Source organism: Actinomadura spongiicola (assembly GCF_003432485.1).
In the GTDB taxonomy this organism is placed as follows: domain Bacteria; phylum Actinomycetota; class Actinomycetes; order Streptosporangiales; family Streptosporangiaceae; genus Spirillospora; species Spirillospora spongiicola.
This window is the reverse complement of the sequence record NZ_QVNQ01000005.1, coordinates 213,219-234,383: the sequence shown is the minus strand read 5'-3', so window position 1 is coordinate 234,383 and position 21,165 is coordinate 213,219. Positions and strand designations below refer to the sequence as shown.

Below are 21,165 nucleotides of genomic sequence, written 5' to 3'. Positions count from 1 at the left end.
CCGGCGACCCCGCCCGGACGGGCCGCTGATGCAGGTCGTCACCACCGCCGGCCACGGTGGCCACGGCAAGTCCTCGCTCGTGCACGCCCTCACCGGCAAGGACCCGGGCCACGGCGGGAACACCGAGCGGCCCGGCGCGTGGACGGAGCTGCCCTCGGGACGGCGGGTCGCGTTCGTCGACGTTCCCGGCGGCGACCGCGCGGTGCCCGCCATGATCGCCGCCGCCGCGCCCGCGCCCGCGGTGCTGCTGGCCGTCGCCGCCGACGAGGGCTGGAAGAGCCAGTCGCAGGAGCATCTGGACGCGCTCGCCGCGCTCGACGTCCGGTTCGGGGTCCTCGCCGTCACCCGGGCGGACGCCGCCGACCCGACGCTGGCGCTGCGGCAGGCGCGCGAGCGGCTCACCGGCACCGCGCTGCGCGGTGTCGAGGCCGTCGCCGTCAGCACCGTCACCGGCGCCGGAATGGACGAGCTGACCGCCGCCCTCGACCGGCTCACGGGCCGCCTGCCCGTCCCCGACCCGGACGCGCCCGTGCGGCTGTGGATCGACCACGCCTTCACCGCCGGACGACAGAGCGTCGTCACCGGCACCCTCACCGCCGGGACCGTCGCGGTCGGCGACGAACTGCTGCTGATGCCGGCGGGCGAACGCGTCCGTGTCCGGACGATCGGCTGCGTGGGAGAGCCGCACAGGTCGGTCGGCGGCGTCTCCCGCGTCGTCCTCACCCTCCGCGACGTGGGCCGCGTCACCGCCGGGATGGCCCTCGTCACCCCCGGCGCCTGGACGCACACCGCGTCCGTCGACGTCCGCACCCGCTTCGGTGAGGCGTCCGGGAGGCTCGCGCGGCGGATGACCCTGCACCTCGGCTCGGCGGCGGTGCCGGTGCGGCTGCGTCCGCTCGGCCCCGACACGGCCCGCCTCACGCTGAACAGCCGGCTCGCGCTGCACCTCGGCGACACCGGCGTGCTGCGCGACCCGGACCGCCGCTCGATCGCCGGCGTGAGCGTCCTCGACGTCCGGCCCCCGACCCTCGTGCGGCGCGGCGCCGGGGCCGCCCGCGCCCGGGAGCTGGCGGCCTGGCCCGACCGGCCGGACGGCACGGTCGTGCTGCGCCGCCACGGCGTGCTGCGCCGCTCCGAACTGTCGCACATGGGCTGCGCGCCGCCGGCGGACGCCGTCCCGCTGAACGGCGAATGGGTCGCCGACCCCGCGCACTGGGAGTCGCTGTTCGAACGCCTGGCCGAGGAGGCCTCCCGGCACGCCGCGCGGAACCCGCACGCGCCGGGGATCCCCCTGGAAGACGTCCGGCTGCGGCTCGGCCTGCCCGCCCGGCAGCTCGTCACGGCGCTCGTCCGGCCGCCGCTGCGCGTGGAGGCCGGACGCGTTCACGGCCCCGCCCCTGGACCGTTCTGGGCCGCCGCCGTGGAACGTCTCAAAGCCGACCTGGCGGGCGCGCCGTTCGCCGCGCCCACCGCGGAACGCCTCGGCGAGCTGGGCCTCACCGGCGACACCCTGGACGCCGCCGAACAGGCGGGCGCCGTCCTGCGCATCGGCGACGAGGACGGCGGCGGCGGTGACGGCGGTGGTGACGGCGGTGGTGACATCGTCCTGCTGCCGGGCGCCGATCGGGAGGCGCTGCGGATCCTGTCCGGACTGCCGCAGCCGTTCACCCCGGCGCAGGCCGGAGACGCCCTGGCCACCAGCCGCCGCGTCGCCGCCGCCCTGCTGCGTCACCTGGACGGACTCGGCCTCACCGAACGCCGCCGCGCCGACTCCTCTCGAAAAACCGTTTGAACCCTGTCCGCCGACTCTGGCGTCATAGATCACGGTCCGGTTCCCGTCGAGAAGGAGAAGGCATGCCGTACCAGACGATCAAGGGCGGCCGCGTTCCCATCCGGATGTGGACCGACCCCGCCACCGTCGAGGACCTCGCCCTCGACCAGCTCCGCAACGTCTCCTCGCTGCCGTGGGTGGAGGGCCTCGCGGTGATGCCCGACGTCCACTACGGCAAGGGCGCCACCGTCGGCTCGGTCATCGCGATGCGCGACGCGGTGTCCCCGGCGGCCGTCGGCGTCGACATCGGCTGCGGCATGACCGCCGCCAAGTCGACCCTCACCGTCGAGGACATGCCCGACGACCTGTCCGGCCTGCGTTCGCGGCTGGAGAAGGCGATCCCGGTCGGCCGCGGCTCCCACAAGCAGGCCGTCGACCCGTCCGGGCTGCCGAACCTGAAGGAACGCGGCTGGTACGACTTCTGGAAGGCGTTCGAGGACCTGCACCCGGCCGCCCGGCCCCGCCTCGGCCGCGCCCACGCGCAGATGGGCACGCTCGGCGGCGGCAACCACTTCCTGGAGCTGTGCGCGGACGACGACGGCGCGATCTGGCTCGTCCTGCACTCGGGGTCCCGCAACATCGGCAACGAGCTGGCCGAGCAGCACATCGAGGTCGCCCGCAGGCTCCCGCACAACCAGGACCTGCCGGACGACGACCTCGCCGTGTTCATCAGCGGCACGCCCAAGATGGACGCCTACCGCCACGACCTGTTCTGGGCGCAGGAGTACGCGCGCCGCAACCGCGCGGTCATGATGGCGCTCGCGCAGAACGTCGTGACCAAGAGGTTCGGGGCGCGGCGCTGCCGCTGGGACCAGGCCATCTCCTGCCACCACAACTACGTGGCGGAGGAGGTGTACGACGGCGTCGAGCTGCTCGTCACCCGCAAGGGCGCGATCCGCGCCGGCGCGGGCGACCTCGGCATCATCCCCGGCTCGATGGCGACCGGCACCTACATCGTCCGCGGTCTCGGCAACGAGACGGCGTACAACTCCGCCTCGCACGGCGCGGGCCGCCGCATGAGCCGCAACCAGGCCCGCAAGCACTTCACCGTGGACGACCTGGTCGAGCAGACCAAGGGCGTCGAGTGCCGCAAGGACAGCGGTGTCATCGACGAGATCCCCGGCGCCTACAAGGACCTGGAGACGGTCATCGAGGCCCAGTCCGACCTCGTCGAGGTCGTCGCCCACCTCCGCCAGCTCATCTGCATAAAGGGCTGAGTCGTGCTGTGTTTAATTGCAGGACCGGCCCACTTCGCTCGCCTTGCGGCTCGCTGCGTGACCGTTCCTGGGGCGAACGCGGCATCGCTTCGCGATCCGCCCGGCTTCGCTCGCCTTCGGCGTTGCTGCGCCGGGCGGGTGACGCGTTCGCGCGCGGGCTGGGGCCAACTCGGAACAGGCCCTGAGCCCTGGCCCGCGACCCGGTGAGACCGCACCCGCGGACCAGGGGCGGCGAAAGTGAGAGAGCCCGCCTACTCCGAAGGCCTTCGGAGTAGGCGGGCTTTTTCACAGCCACGGCCAGGCCGCGTCCCGTCCGGCCTCCAGCAGGGGGATCAGGCGGAACGTTCTTCAGAGAGCGGCATCAGGAACATCGCCGTATCTGGCCAAGATGTCTTGCGCGAAGGCGAGGAGGTCTTTGACTCTCTTCCCCGCTGGTTGCTGACGGGTCCAGAGTTCCAAGTTCTCGGGCCGGTTGTCGTCACGGACACCGTTCTTGTGATGCACAGTCTCCGTGGCAAGGAGGGGGCGTCCCAGGATTCTTTCCATCACGAGTCGATGCTCACCTACCCAGCGGGGTGCGTCGCCATGGTTCTTACCGAGATAGACGAATCGGTAACCGTCACGTCGTATGTATCCCTGGGACGTTCCCTTCCGGGGGCCATCCAGGGGTGTTCCTCGCTTGAGGCGCTGGTAATGCATGATGCAGTATCCCTTGGCGCCGCCCTCCGTGGTCTCGGTGCAGGTGCCGTGCGCGCACGGCGTATCCGCTGGCCTCCATGCCTTCTTGGTGGCCAGCGGATCGCCGTTTACGGACCAGCGGCGATAGTGCGTGCCGCACCAGCCTCGGGCCTTGTGTGGTCTAGCGCATCCCTTAATGGAACACACTCGGGTAGTCATGTTGTCAATTGTACGGACTTCTGACCTCTACTGCTCCCACGGCCAGTCGGCCTTGGCTCCTGCTTCGAGCAACGGCAGCAGCCGAAATGCCGCATCGGTCATCCCGCCCAGCTCGTGCCGCGTGCCCGTCCCCGAGGGGATCGCGCCGTGCTGGTAGCTGGCGAGGTTGAACCCGTAGATCGGCACGTTCTTCGGCGCGGCGTCAGTGACGTTGCCCGCCCAGCCGCCGCCGAACGTCTGCATGTCCGACAGGATGATCACCCGGTCGTGCCCGGCGTAGGTGGCGCGGACCGAGTCGGCGATCTGCGTGCCTTGGCCGACCTCGCCGATCCGGCCGACGAACCGCTCGACCTCGCGGAGCACGGACGCACCCCGCCGTACGTCGTGGCGGAAGGTGCCCGTGGCGAAGCCGTGCAGGTCGACCCGGTTGCCGCGCGCTGCCAGGGTGACGCCGAAGAGGGCGGCCATCTGCGCGTAGTTCATCTTCGACCGCTCCGAGACGCCCATGCCGGTCATTGACGCCGAAGTATCCGCGAGTACGAGGGTGCGCCCCTCGAACTCCGGGACGTTCGCGGTGGCGGCGGTGAGGGCCTTGTCCAGGGCGTGGCCCCACCGCAGGCTTGGCGCCGCCAGGTACGCCGAGAAGAACCGGAACGGGAACTGCCGTGACCGCGCGACCTCCTCTGGGTCGGCGAGCCTGGCGGCGACCTGCTCGGCGACGGCGTCGCTCACGCCCGCCTCGTCGAAGTTGCGCAGGTTGCGCAGCACGGCCATGTAGCCCATCGTCGGGATCATCGCCTCCCACGCCCTGCGGCCCATCGGGCCCTGGAGCCAGCCGGCCAGCGACTCCCAGGTCATGCCCGCCGCGCCGAGCCGGTCGGGGCCGTCCGCGGCGAAGACCACCTGCCGGTCGGCAACGGGAACGGCCATCAGTTCGGCGCGGGCCCGCAGCATCGTGAGCCGCTCGGGGATCACGTCGCCGCGACCGTGGCGCCGGTCGAGGGCGTGCTGGAGAACGCTCGCCACGAGCTGCCGGTTGCCGCCGTTCAGCCCGGCCTCCAGGCGCGCCCGGACGGCCTCCAGCGCGGCGACGACGGGCGCCGAGCGCATGTTGGCCTCGCCGCGCAGCCACGGCAGGAAACCCGCCGTCCACGCGGGGTGCTTGACGGCGACCTGGTGGACGAGGTCGCGGAAACGGTCGTCGCGGTCGTCGGCGGACTCGTAGAAGGTCTTCTCGCCGACCATGTTCGCCACCGCGAGGAGGAAGAGTTCGCTCTTGGCGTCGCGGACGTAGCCGGGCGCGCCCTCGTAGGTGCGCCCGGAGGGCCTTCTTTCGGTGCTGACAGGGCCGGAGGCGGCCGCGCGGACGGTCCTGCGGTTGAACTTCGCCATGAATGGGGCTCCCTTCCGAATGGAGGGAGCCTTTGGCGTCGTGAAAGGGCACAAAGATCAAGCCGCGGCCACGGAATGACACGAACCGGGCACCCAGGTTGACCAAGGGGTATCGGGGGGCCTGTTCACGCGTCACCCGCGAGGTATGTGCTCCCTCCCGAGATCAAGTCGGCGCACGGATTGCCCTGCCAATAGGGCGATAGCCGCACGAGCGGCCACAAGGAATCGAACCTCGAAGTATCCGTTCGCCTGCGCACCGGGAGGTGCGTGTTCAGTTATGCCAGAGGTGGTGCCCGAGGTCAAGTCGATGAAGGAACGTAGCGCTCTACCTTTTGAGCTACGCCGGCCGTGAGCCGGCGACGGGACTCGAACCCGCAACCACTCGATTTCAATTCGAAGTATCCCTCATCTGCGCACCGGGCACCCTCTGGAGTTGTGGGCCCTTCCGAATTCGCAGAAGGCCTCGGAGCGAATTCTCTTCCGAAGGGCGAGGAACCCAGTAGATCAGGACGGGACGCGCGTGCACAACCGAATAGATGATGTTCGCCCACGGCGGGTCGCATTTCTCCACGACGGGGTTCGAACGGGACGGCGCCCGCCCTCGGAACGACGAGGACGGGCGCCGCCGGCCCGACATGGGCCGCGTTCAGTGAGAGGACGGAAATCGATGGACGGTGCGACGCTCGATCAGCACTCCGCGGGAACCAGAACCTCGGACCAGTCTCCGGTCTCGCTCTCGCTGGAGGCCTGGCCGCGCTCGCGGGCGTCACCACCGCACGCCCAGTCGAGGTTCGTGCTGAAGAAGTGGGTGTCGCCGCCGGGTCCGAGCGTCTTCGAACCGGTGGCGGTGGTCTCCCACGTGCTCGTCGAGTGGTTCCACCGCTGGATCGTGATGGACACGTCGGTCGCCGCGATCCCGCGGTTCCGCGCGTAGATGAACGGTTGGGTGCCGTACCCGGTGCTCCACGATCCGACGACTTCGCTGCACGTCTGGTACACGACGGGACCGAGATCGACCTCCGGCCCGCAGATGATCTCGGACGTGCGAGCGGAGGCGACCCCCGTTCCGCTCAAAGCGGTGACGAGCACCGCCGCCCCCGTGACCGCCGCCAGACGACGAGACCCCCGTAAGCCCATGCGAACCTCCTTGTGACGACCCGAAACGGCATGATCGCCGTCCCTTGATTTATCGGTCGTTTCGGGCGGCACATCAAGGCATGATCGATGACCGTTGCCGGTCGGCGATCTCAGGTTTGGACCGTTACGACGGTGGTTCAGGTGAGGACGCCCTCGACGAAGGCGGTGACGTCGGCGAGGACCTCCTCGTTGTTGGTCTCGTTGAAGATCTCGTGCCGGGCGCCCGGGTAGAGGCGCTCGGTGAGGTCGGTGCCGCCGACGGCGTCGAGGCCGACGCGGGTGTCCCGGGGCCGGACGAGCTCGTCGGCCGCGCCGTGCATGTAGAAGGTCGGAAGATCGCCGAGGGAGCCGTGCTCGTTGACGCGTTTCAGCGCGGTGTCCAGGGCCCGCACGGTGGGTTTCTTGAAGGGGCCGTGCCAGACCAGCGGGTCCTCGGTGTACGCCTTCCCGACGGCCGGGTCGCGGGACAGGAGGGAGGTGTCGATGGGCGTGTCCGGGATCTCGTCGAGGGGGAGCAGCTCGTCGACGACATGCCAGCGGCCGAGGACCGGGCCGGACAGCACCAGCGCGGCGAGGGCGCCGTCGTGCGCCTGCGCGTACCGGGTCGCGACCAGCCCGCCCATCGAGTGGCCGATCATGACGACGGGCAGGTCGGGGTGGTCACGACGCGCGGCCTCCACGACCGTGTGCGCGTCGGCGACCACGTCGTCGTACTCCTCGATGAGGGCGCGTTCCCCGGCGGACCGTCCGTGCCCCATGTGGTCGGGGCCGCAGACGGCGGCGCCGTGCCGGACGAGAACGTCCACGACATGGCCGTAGCGGCCGAGGTGCTCGCCGTATCCGTGCACGAGAACGGCGACGTACCACGGCTCGGCGGCCGACCAGAACCGGGCGGCGACGGCACCCCGCGTCCCCGCGAACTCCCAAACCCGTGCGGTGGTCACACAGCCTCCCTGATGCCGAACGGACCGCAACCGTCTCTCGTGATGCGACGGATCGTCAACCACCGCAATAGGCTGGAATGATCGACCGTAATCCCCGGCGGCCCACCAGCAGGGCCGGCGGTCTTCAGGAAGGGGCGCCCGTGCTGGTCGACACCTTCGGCCGTACCGCGACGGACCTGCGGGTCTCCCTCACCGACCGGTGCAATCTGCGGTGCTCGTACTGCATGCCCCCGGAAGGGCTGGACTGGCTGCCGAAGCCGGAACTGCTCACCGACGACGAGGTGGTCCGGCTCGTCGGCCTCGCCGTCCGGGAGCTCGGCGTCACCGAGGTCCGCTACACCGGCGGGGAGCCGCTGCTGCGGCGCGGCCTGCCCGGCATCGTGCGGCGCACGGCGGAGCTGGAGCCGCGGCCGCGGATCTCGCTGACCACCAACGGCATAGGCCTCGACCGGCTCGCCGGGCCGCTGGCCGAGGCGGGCCTGGACCGGGTCAACGTGTCCCTCGACACCCTCGACCGCGACACGTTCCGGCGGCTCGCGCACCGCGACCGGCTGGACGACGTCCTCGCCGGGCTCGTGGCGGCGCGGGCCGCGGGCCTGGACCCCGTCAAGATCAACGCGGTGTTGCTGCGGGGCGTCAACGACCACGAGGCCGTCCTGCTGCTGCGGTTCGCCCTCGACCACGGGTACCGGCTGCGGTTCATCGAGCAGATGCCGCTGGACGCCCAGCACGGCTGGACCCGCAAGGACATGATCACCGCCGACGAGATCCTCGACCGGCTGGCGGAGGGTTTCACCCTCGCCCCGGACATCGAGCACGACCGCGGCAGCGCCCCCGCCGAGACGTTCACCGTCGACGGCGGCCCGGCGACCGTCGGCGTGATCGGATCGGTGACGCGCCCGTTCTGCGGCGCGTGCGACCGGGTGCGGCTCACCGCCGACGGTCAGGTCCGCAACTGCCTGTTCGCCGTCGAGGAGTCTGATCTGCGCGGCGCGCTGCGCGGCGGCGCCACCGACGCGGAACTGGCCGACCGCTGGCGCAAGGCGGTGTGGGTCAAACGCGCCGGGCACGGCATCGACGACCCGTCGTTCCTGCAACCGTCCCGGCCCATGTCGGCGATCGGCGGCTGAGCCCGGTGGACTTCGACGCGGTCCTGCTCGCGGGCGGCCGGGCCCGCCGGTTCGGCGCCGACAAGCCCGCCGCCCCTGTCGGCGGCCGGACCCTGCTCGAATGGTCGGCGGCCGCCGCGGCGGGAGCGGGCCGCCTGATCGTGGTGGGGCCGCGGCGGGACGTCCTGCCGGGCGCGGTCGTCGTCCGGGAGGACCCGCCGGGCGCCGGGCCGGTGCCCGCGCTGCGGGCCGGTCTCGCCGAGGTGCGCGCGCCCCGGCTGGTGCTGCTGGCCGCCGACCTGCCGTTCCTGCGTCCCGCCCACGTCGCCCGGCTGCTGGACGCGGCGAAGGACCGGGCCGGGGCCGTGCTCGTGGACGGCGACGGCCGCGAACAGTGGCTCGCCGGGGCCTGGCGCACGACAACGCTACGGGACGCGCTCGCCGCCTACCCGGGCACGTCCCTGCGCGGCCTTCTCGGGCCGCTCGACCCCATCCCGGTCACGGTGCCCGAGGGCGACCGTCCCGCCTGGTACGACTGCGACACACCGGAGGACCTCGCCGCCGCCGAACGCCTGCTTTGATCGTCCGGGAGTGGGCAGGTCTCGGCGGGGACGACGTGAGAGAGGAGACCCATGTCGGTGCTCGAAGACTGGATCGACGCGGCCTGCCGTGAGCTGGGCCTGGAACGCGGCGACATCGACCGGGACCTGGTCCTGGACCTCGCCCGCGACGTCGCGCACGGCGTCGCGCGGCCGGGCGCGCCGCTGACGGCGTACCTGCTCGGCCTCGCCGTCGGTCGAGGCGCACCTGCACGGGACGCCGCGGCCCGCCTGACCGAGATGGCCGAGCACTGGAACACCCCCGAGGCCCCCGCCCCGCCGCCGGAAACCGTCCTCGACGCGTAATTTCGCAGGACCAGCCCACTTCGCTCGCCTGGCGGCTCGCTGCGTGACCGTTCCTGGGGCGAACGCGCATCGCTTCGCGATCCGCCCGGCTCCGCTCGCCTTCGGCGTCGCTCCACCGGGCGGGTCACGCGTTCGGCGCGGGCTGAGGCCACTTCGAAATAGGCCCTGACCCGTCCGACACCCCCCTGCCCGCCACGAGCTCCGCCCGACACGACTCGTGCTTGACGCGAGGTTCGCCCGATGTGAGGTCGGGCTGATGCGAAGTCCGGTCGACGCCAGGTCGGGGCGACGTTCAGGTGGGGGTGTCGGTGTCCGGGAATGTGTCGCGGTCGGCGACGGGGACCACGTCCTTGAGGAAGTCACGGCGGTCGAGGAACGCCGACAGGCTCTCCCGGTGCTCGTCGCACGCGAACCAGATCTTCCGCCGATCCGGGGTGTGGATCTTCGGGTTGTTCCAGCGCAGCGCCCACACGGCGTCGGCGCGGCAGCCCTTGGCGGAGCACTGCAGTTCGTCGGGGCCGGATTCGGTCATCCGGCAACTGTGGCACAGGCCGCGCGCCGCCCGCCCCACGCCCCGGTCAGTTCCCGCGGCGGCGGAGCGCTCGGGCGGTCAGGGCGAGGGTGGCCGCGCCCGCCAGGGCGGTTCCGGCGACGGCCGCGGCGAGGATCCGGTTCTGCCGTCTGATCCGGGCCGGGATCTCCGCGTACGGCATCGTCGAGAACGACACCAGTTCGTAGCGGGAGACGTAGCGGCCCGCGAGCCGCCGTTCCAGCGCGTGCGTCGCGGCCTGCTTCGCCCGGTAGACGGGGGACGACACGCGGTCGCGCATCTCGATGAAGTTGTCGAGGGCCATCTCGGCGATCGCGTCGGTGTTGGCCTTGCGCCGGTCCTGGTAGAGCGACAGCGCGCGCCTCCAGTCGCCGCCGGTCTCGGTCAGGCAGCGGTCGATCTCGATGCAGTCCTCGAACGCGCAGTTGGCGCCCTGCCCGAAGAACGGGACGATCGCGTGCGCGGCGTCGCCGAGCAGCGCCACGGCGGCGCCGTCCCCGAACCGGGTCCACGGCCGGCATCGGACGGTCACCAGCGACCCGACCGGGTTGTGCCGGTAGTCGTCGACCAGGTCGGGCATCAGGCCCGCCACGTCGGGATAGTGCCGCGCGAAGTACGCGGTCACCTCCTCGGGCGTGCCGAGCGCGTCGAAATCGCTCTTCGGCCAGAACAGCGTGCAGGTGAACGACCGGTCGAGGTTCGGCAGCGCGATCATCATGGAGGTGCCGCGCGGCCAGATGTGCAGCGCGTCCGGGTCGAGCGCGAACTCGCCGTCCTTCGGCGGGACGGTCAGCTCCTTGTAGCCGTGTTCCAGGAAGTCGGCGTCCTCGTCGAGGCCGAGGGACCGGCGGACCGCGCTGTAGGCGCCGTCCCCGGCCAGGATGACGTCCGCGGGCTCGGCGTCGGCGCCGTCCAGGAGGATCGTCCCGGCGGCGGCGTCCACGCCGGTGACGCGCTGGGAGAACCGCAGCGTGACGCCCGCGGTGGCCTCGGCGGCTTCGAGCAGCGACCGGTTCAGCTCGGCGCGGCCGATGGAGTTGATGGCGCGCTCGCCGTCCGCGCTGTAGGGCTGGAAGTTCCGGCCGCCCGACCGCGGGTGCACCATCCGGCCGTGCATGGGCAGGGCCTGCTTGAGCGCCTGGTCGCGCAGCCCCACCTGCTCCAGCGCGGCGAGGCCCCGCGCGGAGATCGCCAGGTTGATCGAGCGGCCGCGTTCGGCGCCGGCGATCCGCGGGTCGGGACGCCGCTCGTACACCGTCACCGGGACGCCGCGGCGGCCGAGCAGCACCGCCAGCAGGCAGCCCGCGAGGCCCGCGCCGACGATCGCGACCCGCTGTCCGTCACCCGCCTGCTCGTCACCCGCCTGCTCGTCACCCGCCATGGACCGGAGCCCCTTCCGCGCCGGTCGCCTCGGTCTGGGAGCGGACCTCCCACAGGTCGGGGAACGCGGGCGCGAACAGGGTCCGCCGCAGGTAGTCGGCGCCCGCCGACCCGCCCGTGCCGACCTTCGCGCCGATCGTGCGCTCGACCATCTTCAGGTGCCGGTACCGCCATTCCTGGACGCCCTCGTCCACGTCGACGAGCGCCTCGCAGACCTCGGCGGCGGGCCCGGACTCGTCGGCGTACACGGCGAGGAGCGCCTGCTGCACCGCCGCGTTCGGCTCCCACGGCGCGGACGGGTCGCGGTCGAGCGCCTCGCCCGGGACGGCGAATCCGCGTCCCGCCAGGTAGCGCAGCAGCGAGTCGAACATCGACGGGCGCGACACCGCGGCCCGGAGCCGCTCGTCGCCGCGCAGGTCCGACGTCGGGAACCCGCGCCGTCCGAGGACGGCCTCGATCTCCCGGAACTGGTCGCTCTGGAACCCGCTGGACGTCCCGAGTTCGTCGCGGAAGGCGGCGAACTGGCGGGGCGTCATCGTCTCCAGGATGTCCAGCTGCCCGACCACCGTCTTGAGGATCTTGGCGATCCGGCGGGCCGTGTGCAGCGCCCCGCCGCTGTTGCCCTCCTCCAGCCTGCGCTGCAGCAGCGCGGCCTCGTGCAGGATCTGTTTGAACCACAGCTCGTACACCTGATGGATGATCACGAACAGCAGCTCGTCGTGGGCCTCCGTCCGCGGCTCCTGGCAGGACAGGAGATCATCGAGCCGTAGGTAACCGCCGTACGTCAACGTCGGCGACTCCGCCATTCCGCCTCCTCGCGACACCACGGATGTGATCCGCAGCATATGGGATGCATCACCCCATCAAGGTGATCAGGGCTCCTCAATCACCCATACCCGGCACCGCGTTCCGGGTGGCTCCGGGTCAGTCGAGGTCGCCCGCGGCGAGGCGGAGGGGACGCAGCGAGTCGGTGATCTCGGCGGCCTGCGCGGCGGGCAGCCCGGAGACGCCGAAGCCGGACTCGTTGAGGGCCAGGGTGGCCTTCTCGGCGAGGTCGCGCCCGTCGGGGGTGAGGGTGGCGAGGACGACGCGGCGGTCGTCGGGGGAGGGGGCGCGGCCGACGAGCCCGCGCCGCTCCAGGCGGCCGATGACGTTGGTGACCGACGCGGGATGGACCATGAGCCGCATGCCCATCTTCCCCATGGGTAGCGTCCCGGTGCGGGTGAACGCGAGCAGGCGCAGCGCCTCGTAGGCGGCGAACGTCAGCCCGTACGGCTTGAGGACGGCCTCGATCCGGCTCAGCAGGAGCTGCTGGGCCCGCATCACGGAGGTGACGGCCGCCATGTGGTCGGCGTGCTCGGGCCAGCGCAGGCTCCACTGGCGGTGGGCCTCGGCGATGGGGTCGGGCATGTCGGGCACCGCCTGATCGTATGCGGTCTTGACTGAGGGACGCATGGAAACTATTTTAACTTCCAAATATTGGATGTCCAAGGGTTGGGGTGGAGACGGTGACGGCCGACCTGCACACGCCGGTGCACCCGGTGCGGTTCGTGACGGCGGCGGCGCTGTTCGACGGGCACGACGCGGCGATCAACATCATGCGGCGCATCCTGCAGTCCCAGGGCGCGGAGGTGGTGCACCTCGGGCACGACCGCTCGGTCCGCGAGGTGGTCGACGCCGTCCTGGAGGAGGACGCCCAGGGCGTCGCGATCAGCTCCTACCAGGGCGGCCACGTCGAGTACTTCGAGTACCTGTCGCGCAGCCTGAAGGAGGCCGGCGCCGAGCACGTGCGGGTGTTCGGCGGGGGCGGCGGCGTGATCGTCCACGAGGAGATCGCGCGGCTGGCCGGCGCCGGGGTGCGGATCTTCTCGCCGGAGGACGGGCAGCGGCTGGGCCTGCCCGGGATGATCAACGAGCTGGTGCGGGAGTGCGACGTCGACCTCACCGCCGAACCGGTGCCCGTGGAGGCCGTGCCGACGGGGGACCGGCGGGCGCTCGCCAGGACCATCACCCGCGCCCAGGCCGGGAAGCTGACGGAGGACGAGCGGGCGTGGCTCGCCGAGCGGGCGGGGACCCGGCGGTCGGCCGTGCTCGGCGTCACCGGGACGGGCGGGTCCGGGAAGTCGTCCCTCACCGACGAACTGGTGCGGCGGCTGCGCGTCGACCAGGGCGGTCTTGAACAGGCTGGCGGTCCGCGCGTCGCGGTGCTGGCCGTCGACCCGACCCGGCGGCGCGGCGGCGGCGCGCTGCTCGGCGACCGGATCAGGATGAACTCCCTGGACGGAGACCAGGTGTTCTTCCGTTCGCTGGCCACGCGAGGTGCGCGGGAGCTGCCCGACGGCATCGACGACATCATCCTCGCCTGCAAGGCCGCCGGATACGACCTGGTCATCCTGGAGACCCCCGGCATCGGGCAGGGCGACGCGGCGATCGCCCCGCTGGTCGACGTCTCGCTGTACGTGATGACGCCGGAGTTCGGCGCGCCCACCCAGCTCGAGAAGATCGACATGCTCGACTTCGCGGACGTGGTCGCGATCAACAAGTTCGAGCGGCGCGGCGCAGCCGACGCGCTGCGGGACGTGGCGCGGCAGCTCATCCGCAACCGTGGGGCGTTCGGGCAGCGGCCCGAGGACATGCCCGTGTACGGCACCAGCGCCGCCACCTTCAACGACGACGGCGTGACGGCCCTCTACCAGCACCTCAAGGAGCTGCTGGTCGACCACGGCGTCGACCTGCCGGAGGGGAACCTGCCGAAGGTCGAGACGAAGATCTCCACGGCCGCCGCCACCGTGATCCCGCCCGCCCGGGTGCGGTACCTGTCCGACATTTCCGACACCGTGCGCGGCTACCACGCCGGCACGGCGCGGCAGATCGAGGCCGTCCGGCGCGTCCAGCGGCTGGACGAGGTCCGCGCCGAGCTGACCGACGCCACCGAGGTCGAGGGGCTGCTGGAGAGGGCGCGCCGAGACGTGGACCCCGGCAACGCCGCGTTGATCGAGGAATGGCCCGCGGTCGTGGAGTCGTACTCCGGAGACGAGCAGGTCGTCCGCGTCCGCGACAGGGAACTGCACACGAAGCTGACCCGCGAGTCCCTGTCGGGCAGCCGCATCCCGCGCGTCGCGCTGCCTCGCTACACCGACCACGGGGAACTGCTGCGGTTCCTCCGGAACGAGAACCTGCCGGGACGGTTCCCGTTCACGGCGGGAGTGTTCCCGTTCAAGCGCGACAACGAGGACCCGGCCCGCATGTTCGCGGGGGAGGGCGACCCGTTCCGCACCAACCGGCGCTTCAAGCTGCTGTCGGAGGGCCAGCCCGCGACCCGCCTGTCCACCGCGTTCGACTCGGTCACCCTGTACGGGCGCGACCCCGACGAGCGTCCCGACGTGTACGGCAAGATCGGCACGTCCGGGGTGTCGATCGCCACGCTGGACGACATGAAGGCGCTGTACGACGGGTTCGACCTGTCGTCGCCGACGACGTCGGTGTCGATGACGATCAACGGCCCGGCGCCGACGATCCTGGCGTTCTTCCTCAACACCGCCGTCGACCAGGGGCTGGACGCCTTCTACGAGGAGCACGGCCGCGAACCGTCCGCCGAGGAGGCCGCCGCGATCCGCGCCCGAGTGCTGTCCACCGTGCGCGGCACCGTCCAGGCCGACATCCTCAAGGAGGACCAGGGGCAGAACACCTGCATCTTCTCCACCGAGTTCTCCCTGCGGATGATGGGCGACATCCAGGAATGGTTCATCGCCAACCGGGTCCGCAACTTCTACTCGGTGTCGATCTCCGGCTACCACATCGCCGAGGCCGGCGCGAACCCCATCAGCCAGCTCGCGTTCACCCTCGCCAACGGGTTCACCTACGTCGAGTCGTATCTGGCGCGCGGCATGGACGTCGACGACTTCGCGCCCAACCTGTCGTTCTTCTTCTCCAACGGCATGGACCCCGAGTACAGCGTCCTCGGCCGCGTGGCCCGCCGCATCTGGGCCGTCGCGATGCGCGACCGGTACGGCGCCAACGAGCGAAGCCAGAAGCTGAAGTACCACGTGCAGACGTCGGGGCGGTCCCTGCACGCACAGGAGATGGACTTCAACGACATCCGCACGACGTTGCAGGCGCTCATCGCCATCTACGACAACTGCAACAGCCTGCACACCAACGCCTACGACGAGGCCGTCACCACCCCGACGGCCGAGTCGGTGCGGCGCGCCCTGGCGATCCAGCTCATCATCAACCGCGAGTGGGGCCTGGCGATGAACGAGAACCCGTTGCAGGGGTCGTTCATCATCGACGAGCTGACCGACCTCGTCGAGGAGGCCGTCCTGGCGGAGTTCGACCGGCTCAGCGAACGCGGCGGCGTCCTCGGCGCCATGGAGACCGGCTACCAGCGCGGCCGCATCCAGGACGAGTCGATGCTGTACGAGCAGCGCAAGCACGACGGTTCCCTGCCGATCGTCGGCGTCAACACGTTCCGTGGCCCGGACTCCGGCGACGGGACGCCCGACACGATCGAGCTGGCCCGCGCCACCGAGGAGGAGAAGCGGTCCCAGCTCGACCGGGTGCGCGCCTACCGGGACGCGCACCACGACGAGGCGCGGGCGGCGCTCGACGCGTTGAAGGACGCGGCGCGGGCCGGGGAGAACGTGTTCGCCGTCCTGATGGACGCGGCGCGCGTGTGCAGCCTCCAGCAGATCAGCGACGCGTTCTTCGAGGTCGGCGGCCAGTACCGGCGCAACGTGTGAGCCGCCGCCGACACATGGACGCCACTGACGACCCCGCCTCGGACGCTGTTCGTCCGGACGCCGCCGATCCGAACGCGGTCGACGACACCGGCGCCCCGGTCCCTGTCCCGGACCGGGTGCGGCGGGTCGTGTCGATCGTCCCGTCCTTGACGGAGACGGTCGCGGTGACCGCGCCGGAACTGCTGGTCGGCGCGACCGCCTGGTGCACCCATCCGGCCGGACTGGACGTCCCGCGCGTCAGGGGCACGAAGAACCCCGATCTGGAGCGGATCGCGGAACTGCGGCCCGACGTCATCCTCGGCAACACCGAGGAGAACCGTCCCGCCGACGTGGAAGCGTTGCGCGCCGCGGGGATCCCGGTGTGGTTGACGGACATCCGCACCGTGGACGGGGCGCTCGCGTCCCTGCGCCGGTTGCTCGCCGTCGCGTGCCGGGTCCCGGTGCCGGGCTGGCTGGACGAGGCGTCCCGCGTCTGGGCGGACGTCGCGCCCGGCACGCGCCGCGCGGCGGTCGTCCCGATCTGGCGGCGGCCGTGGATGGTCGTCGGCCGGGACACCTTCACCGGCGACGTCCTGTCCCGCCTGGGCGTCGCCAACGTCTACGCCGATCATCCCGAGCGCTATCCGAAGATCCCCCTCGGTGATCTGAACGCGGCGGGCGCCGACCTGGTCGTGTTGCCGGACGAGCCCTACCGGTTCACCGGGGACGACGGACCCGAGTCGTTCCCGGGCGTGGACGTCGCGCTCGTCGACGGCCGCCTGCTCACCTGGTACGGCCCGTCCCTGGTCGAGGCCCCGCGAGCCCTGGCGCGCCAGCTCGCCGACACCCGCCGCCGCTGACGCTCGGGGCGAGGAGACGCACCCGCCGACGGTGAGGCGCGAAGGCCCTCAGATCCCCGTGCGCGGGCCGGAGGACGCGGTTGGCTGTCCAGGCGTCGGCGGCCCGTGCGCACACGCCCACGGGCTTCTGAACGTCCGCCAGCCCCACCGAGGCGCTCGGCCCCTCCTCCGGACACGGGGATGTACGCGCCGCGTCCCGGATCGGTTCAACGGGGTGGTGCGCCGCGCCGGGAAGGTTCCACCGGACCGGGTTTCGGCCGTGGCCGTAGCAGGCCACGACAGGGGCTTGCGTTCCCGGCCGGTCGTGCGCAACGCCCGTGGACGCCGTCAAGAACGAACCAGGGACGGGTCATCGACGACCCGGGGGAACACCAGCGGAACACCCCGGACATGAAAAGCGGCGCCGGGTGGATACGGGGGCAATCCACCCGGCGCCGCATCATCGGTGTTCCGACGGGGGCCCGGAACACCGGCACGGGCGCTCCGACGGGGGACCAGAGCGCCGGTACAAATCGTACACCGAAACCCCCCGCGGTTAGTCAAGAGAATGTCACGACCGGATTTCTGGTCGCTGTCCGGAAACGGGCTTCTGTACCCGCCGCGAGCGGTCGTCAAAGGTCGCGGGGGCGGTGGGCTCCCGTCCGCCGTTCGCGAAAATCACCGCGACGTACGGCAGAAAGAGCGCCCCGACCACCAGAAGGATCATCACCCACACCGGCGCGCCCGCCACCGCGGCCAGGATCGCGCCGACGAAACAACCCGTCCGGACGCCCATGGACAGCAGGTAGCGGCGCTGCCGGTGGCCGATGTCCTCCGACATGGGCCGCGGAGCGTCGGTGACCGTGTAGACGTCCGGCCGTCGATGGTGATTGACCTTCACACTTCCACGGTAAGCCCAAGGGGGACGCCGGGCGACGGCAGTACGGGTCAAGTCAGCGGGAGGAACGAGATGACCGATCGCACGTACCGGGTAACGGAGATCGTCGGGACCTCGCCGGAGTCGGTCGAGAGCGCGATCCGCAACGGTGTCAGGCGCGCCGCGCAGACGCTGCGCCACCTGGACTGGTTCGAGGTGACCGAGGTCCGCGGCCAGATCGAGGACGGCGAGGTCGCCCACATCCAGGTCACCATGAAGGTCGGTTTCCGCCTGGAGGACGCCTGAGCGCCGCGCGGGGCCCGTCCCGCTAACCGGGGACGGGCTCCGCGCGGACGGCGGCCGGAGGTGGCCGTCAGGGCGCCTGTAGTCCGGGCGCCTGTAGTCAGCACGCCGGGTTCAGGACGCCTGGGACACCGTCGACATGTTGAAGTCGGGGATCCGGAGCGGCGGCATCGCGGCGCGGGTGAAGTAGTCGGACCACTCGCGCGGCAGGGTCGGGCGCGTCCCGCCGACCTCGGAGAGGCGGGACAGCAGGTCGACGGGGCTCTCGTTGAACCGGAAGTTGTTCACGGCCCCGACGACCTCCCCGCCCTCGACGAGGTACACGCCGTCGCGGGTGAGGCCGGTCAGCAGCAGCCGCTGCGGGTCGACCTCGCGGATGTACCACAGGCACGTCAGCAGCAGGCCCCGCTCGGTGCGGGCGACCATCTCCTCCAGCGACGCGCCGGTGTCGCCTCCGGTGAGCACCAGGTTGTCGATGGCGGGGGTGAGCGGCAGGCCGGTGCGTTCGGCGGACCGCCGCGTCTGGGTGAGGGCGGTGAGGGTCCCGTCGGCGATCCAGTCGGTGCCGCTCAGCGCGAGGCCGTTGTCGAACACCGACGCGTCCCGGCCGGAGGCGTGCGCGACGACGAACGGCGCGCACTCCAGCCCCGACGCCGCCGGGTCGCTGGACAGGGTGACGGGCATGCTCGCGAGCCGCTCGCCGACGCGGGTGCCGCCGCCGGGCGCGCTGAACACGGTCCGTCCGTCCTGCGCGTCCTGCGCCCCCGCCGACCAGTACAGGTAGATCATCAGGTCGGCGACGGCGGACGGCGGCAGGATCGTCTCGTACCGTCCGGCGGGCAGGTCGACGCGCCGCGCGCCCCATTCCAGCCGCCGGGCCAGGTCACCGGTCAGGGCGGGGACGTCCACGTCGGTGAAGTCGCGGGTGCCGACGCCCGCCCACGCCGACCCGCCCGCGCCCTTGGCGTTGAGCTCCAGCAGCCCGGTCGGCTGGTCGTGACGCGCCCGAAGCCCCGTGGAACTCCCCACGAACGTCGAGGTCAGGACGTGGTTCGCGAACCCGTACAGGCGCCGGTCGGCCGCCTGCGCCGCCGCGAACGCCTCCCCGAGCGCGGGCGCGAACCCCTCGAACACGCCGATGCCGGTCTCGGCGGGGTCGTCGTCCCAGCCGCCGGCCGGGCCGCCGTCGACGAGCGGCGCGGCGTCCTCGGCGGGCTCGTTGCCCGCGGCGTCGGCCTCGGCGGCCCGCACCAGGTCCTCGATCGCGTCGGCGCCGACCGCCGACCGGGACACCACGCCCGCCGCGACGCCGTCCGCTGTGTGCCGCAGCGCGATGACGGTGAGGCGGCTCGACCGGGTCACGCCGTTGGTGGTGAGCGTGTTGCCCGCCCACCGCAGGTTCGCGGTGCTGGCCTCGTCGGCGATGACGACGCAGTCGTCCGCGCGGGACAGGGCCAGCGCCCGCTCGACGGCCTCCTGCGGCCTGATCACGCTCACTGGCCCGCCTCCTTCAGGGCGTTGAGGATGTTGACGCCGCGGAACAGCGCCGACGGGCAGCCGTGGCTGACCGGCGCGACCTGCCCCGGCTGGCCCTTCCCGCAGTTGAACGCGCCGCCGAGCACGTACGTCCCGGGGCCGCCGACCGCCTCCATGGAGTTCCAGAAGTCGGTGGTGGTGGCCTGGTAGGCGACGTCGCGGAGCTGCCCGGCGAGCCGCCCGTTCTCGATGCGGTGGAACCGCTGCCCGGTGAACTGGAAGTTGTGGCGCTGCATGTCGATCGACCAGCTCTTGTCGCCGATGATGTAGATCCCGCGGTCGACGCCGGCGATCAGCTCGTCGGTGGACGGGCCGTCCTCGGCCGGCCGCAGCGACACGTTCGCCATCCGCTGGATCGGCATGCTGGACGCGGCGTCCGCGAACGCACAGCCGTTGGAGCGGTCGGCGCCGGTGAGGCGGGCGATGCGACGGTCGGTCTGGTAGCCGGTGAACAGCCCGCCGGTGACGATGTCGAACTCCTGCGTCCGCACGCCCTCGTCGTCGTAGCCGATGGTGGCCAGGCCGTGTTCGGCCGTGCGGTCCCCGGTGACGTTCATGACCTCGGACCCGTACCGGAGGGTGCCGAGCTTGTCGGGCGTGGCGAACGACGTGCCCGCGTACGCCGCCTCGTATCCGAGCGCCCGGTCCAGTTCGGTGGCGTGCCCGATCGACTCGTGGATCGTCAGCCACAGGTTCGACGGGTCGACGACCACGTCGTAGACGCCCGGTTCGACGGACGGGGCGGCGAGCTTCTCGGCGAGCAGCTCGGGGATCCGGGCGAGCTCACCGTCCCAGTCCCAATGGTCGCCGGTCAGCCACTCCCACCCGTACCCGGCGGGCGGCGCGAGCGTCCGCATCGTGTCGAACAGGGACCCGGAGATGCCGACGGCGTTCAGCGACGGATGCACCCGGACCCGCTGCTGGGTGGTGACGGTCCCGGCGAGGTCGGCGAAGAACTTGTTCTCCTTGACCTGCAGGAGCCTGGCGTCGACATGGTCGACGCGGTCGTCGTCGAGCAGGAGGCGGCTCCACCCGGCGAGCAACGCGACCTTGTCGCCGGTCGGGACGTCGAACGGGTCGATCTCGTACGCCGAGACCCAGGTCCGCTCCCCGTGGACGGGCTCGGGCGCGAGTTCGATGGGTTCGCGGTTGACGGGCCGGGCGACGGCGGCGACGTCCACGGCCTGCGCGGCGACGCGGGCGGCGCCGTCCACGGTCAGGTCGATGCCGGCGGCGAAACCCCACGTGCCGTCCTTGACGACCCGGACCGACAGGCCGACGTCGTCGGCGTCCAGGGCGGTCTCCAACGCGGCGTCGTGGAGCCCGAGGGTCTGGCTGCGGATGCGTTCCAGGCGGAAGTCCGCGTGTTCGGCGCCGAGCTCCCGGGCCCGGCTGAGGGCCGCGTCGGCCAGCGCGCGAAGCGGCAGCGCGGTGAAGGATGGATCGATGTCATGCACCTTCCGCAACCTACCCTTCCCGCCTCTCCCGTCCCCGCGCCTCTTGGCCGCGCGAGGGACCCGACAAACA

The 21,165-nt window shown here is 71.7% G+C and carries 19 protein-coding genes and 1 tRNA gene; 8 read left to right on the top strand and 12 right to left on the bottom strand.

Annotation, left to right across the window (positions count from 1 at the left end; genetic code table 11):
• Positions 1–28 precede the first annotated feature (28 nt).
• Both D0T12_RS17555 and D0T12_RS17550 read left to right on the top strand, forming a co-directional pair.
• A complete protein-coding gene (locus tag D0T12_RS17555) occupies positions 29–1,792 on the top strand; it encodes a SelB domain-containing protein (RefSeq protein ID WP_117400680.1) in 1,764 nt (587 codons plus the stop codon).
• 62 nt (positions 1,793–1,854) lie between these two features.
• Entirely contained in the window at positions 1,855–3,048 is a 1,194-nt protein-coding gene (locus D0T12_RS17550; RefSeq protein WP_117400679.1) for an RtcB family protein, read from the top strand.
• 348 nt (positions 3,049–3,396) lie between these two features.
• Here D0T12_RS17550 and D0T12_RS37400 read toward each other — a convergent pair whose 3' ends face one another.
• The 5 genes from D0T12_RS37400 to D0T12_RS17530 form a co-directional block, all read right to left on the bottom strand.
• Positions 3,397–3,594, bottom strand: coding sequence for an HNH endonuclease (locus D0T12_RS37400; RefSeq protein ID WP_407642094.1), 198 nt, complete (start codon positions 3,592–3,594; stop codon positions 3,397–3,399).
• Positions 3,595–3,972: 378 nt separating this feature from the next.
• Positions 3,973–5,337 carry a TROVE domain-containing protein gene (locus D0T12_RS17540; protein WP_117400677.1) on the bottom strand — a complete coding sequence of 455 codons (1,365 nt, stop codon included), beginning with the start codon at positions 5,335–5,337 and terminating at the stop codon, positions 3,973–3,975.
• A gap of 351 nt (positions 5,338–5,688) precedes the next feature.
• Positions 5,689–5,759, bottom strand: a tRNA-Ser gene (locus D0T12_RS35385).
• Positions 5,760–6,024: 265 nt separating this feature from the next.
• The gene (locus D0T12_RS17535; RefSeq protein ID WP_117400676.1) at positions 6,025–6,474 is read right to left on the bottom strand and encodes a hypothetical protein; all 450 of its coding nucleotides are present in this window, start codon (positions 6,472–6,474) and stop codon (positions 6,025–6,027) included.
• Positions 6,475–6,611: 137 nt separating this feature from the next.
• Positions 6,612–7,418: an alpha/beta hydrolase gene (locus D0T12_RS17530; protein ID WP_117400675.1), complete on the bottom strand. Its 807-nt coding sequence runs from the start codon at positions 7,416–7,418 to the stop codon at positions 6,612–6,614.
• Positions 7,419–7,558: 140 nt separating this feature from the next.
• Between D0T12_RS17530 and moaA the strand changes: the two genes are divergently transcribed.
• From moaA to D0T12_RS17515, 3 genes are read left to right on the top strand one after another with little or no spacing between them, the layout of a single operon-like run.
• Positions 7,559–8,548: a GTP 3',8-cyclase MoaA gene (moaA, locus tag D0T12_RS17525; protein WP_199487517.1), complete on the top strand. Its 990-nt coding sequence runs from the start codon at positions 7,559–7,561 to the stop codon at positions 8,546–8,548.
• A 5-nt stretch (positions 8,549–8,553) separates the two neighbouring features.
• A complete protein-coding gene (gene mobA, locus D0T12_RS17520) occupies positions 8,554–9,108 on the top strand; it encodes a molybdenum cofactor guanylyltransferase (RefSeq protein WP_117400673.1) in 555 nt (184 codons plus the stop codon).
• 51 nt (positions 9,109–9,159) lie between these two features.
• Positions 9,160–9,432 (top strand): DUF6457 domain-containing protein, encoded by a 273-nt coding sequence (locus tag D0T12_RS17515; RefSeq protein WP_117400672.1) that lies wholly within the window; start codon positions 9,160–9,162, stop codon positions 9,430–9,432.
• A 292-nt stretch (positions 9,433–9,724) separates the two neighbouring features.
• On the opposite strand, the gene D0T12_RS17510 is transcribed toward D0T12_RS17515, so the two are convergent.
• The 4 genes from D0T12_RS17510 to D0T12_RS17495 form a co-directional block, all read right to left on the bottom strand.
• On the bottom strand, positions 9,725–9,964 hold the full coding sequence (locus D0T12_RS17510) for a hypothetical protein (protein WP_117400671.1): 240 nt from the start codon (positions 9,962–9,964) through the stop codon (positions 9,725–9,727).
• Positions 9,965–10,010: 46 nt separating this feature from the next.
• Positions 10,011–11,363 carry an FAD-dependent oxidoreductase gene (locus tag D0T12_RS17505; protein WP_117400670.1) on the bottom strand — a complete coding sequence of 451 codons (1,353 nt, stop codon included), beginning with the start codon at positions 11,361–11,363 and terminating at the stop codon, positions 10,011–10,013.
• A complete protein-coding gene (locus D0T12_RS17500) occupies positions 11,353–12,168 on the bottom strand; it encodes a tryptophan 2,3-dioxygenase (protein WP_117400669.1) in 816 nt (271 codons plus the stop codon). Before D0T12_RS17500 ends, D0T12_RS17505 begins: the two co-directional genes overlap by 11 nt.
• A 118-nt stretch (positions 12,169–12,286) precedes the next feature.
• Positions 12,287–12,817: a MarR family transcriptional regulator gene (locus tag D0T12_RS17495; RefSeq protein ID WP_233526135.1), complete on the bottom strand. Its 531-nt coding sequence runs from the start codon at positions 12,815–12,817 to the stop codon at positions 12,287–12,289.
• A gap of 44 nt (positions 12,818–12,861) precedes the next feature.
• Here D0T12_RS17495 and icmF point away from each other — a divergent pair, with 44 nt between their 5' ends.
• Positions 12,862–16,104 (top strand): fused isobutyryl-CoA mutase/GTPase IcmF, encoded by a 3,243-nt coding sequence (gene icmF / locus D0T12_RS17490; protein WP_233526134.1) that lies wholly within the window; start codon positions 12,862–12,864, stop codon positions 16,102–16,104.
• Between the two features lie 14 nt (positions 16,105–16,118).
• Positions 16,119–16,943, top strand: a complete 825-nt coding sequence (locus D0T12_RS17485; protein WP_233526133.1) for a helical backbone metal receptor — start codon at positions 16,119–16,121, stop codon at positions 16,941–16,943.
• A 550-nt stretch (positions 16,944–17,493) separates the two neighbouring features.
• Here D0T12_RS17485 and D0T12_RS17480 read toward each other — a convergent pair.
• Positions 17,494–17,823, bottom strand: a complete 330-nt coding sequence (locus D0T12_RS17480) for a DUF3099 domain-containing protein (RefSeq protein WP_117400668.1) — start codon at positions 17,821–17,823, stop codon at positions 17,494–17,496.
• 69 nt (positions 17,824–17,892) lie between these two features.
• Here D0T12_RS17480 and D0T12_RS17475 point away from each other — a divergent pair, with 69 nt between their 5' ends.
• Entirely contained in the window at positions 17,893–18,105 is a 213-nt protein-coding gene (locus tag D0T12_RS17475) for a dodecin (protein WP_117400667.1), read from the top strand.
• Positions 18,106–18,216: 111 nt separating this feature from the next.
• Here D0T12_RS17475 and D0T12_RS17470 read toward each other — a convergent pair whose 3' ends face one another.
• Positions 18,217–19,590: a metallopeptidase TldD-related protein gene (locus D0T12_RS17470; protein ID WP_117401076.1), complete on the bottom strand. Its 1,374-nt coding sequence runs from the start codon at positions 19,588–19,590 to the stop codon at positions 18,217–18,219.
• A 5-nt stretch (positions 19,591–19,595) separates the two neighbouring features.
• Positions 19,596–21,095, bottom strand: coding sequence for a TldD/PmbA family protein (locus D0T12_RS17465; protein WP_117401075.1), 1,500 nt, complete (start codon positions 21,093–21,095; stop codon positions 19,596–19,598).
• Positions 21,096–21,165 lie beyond the last annotated feature (70 nt).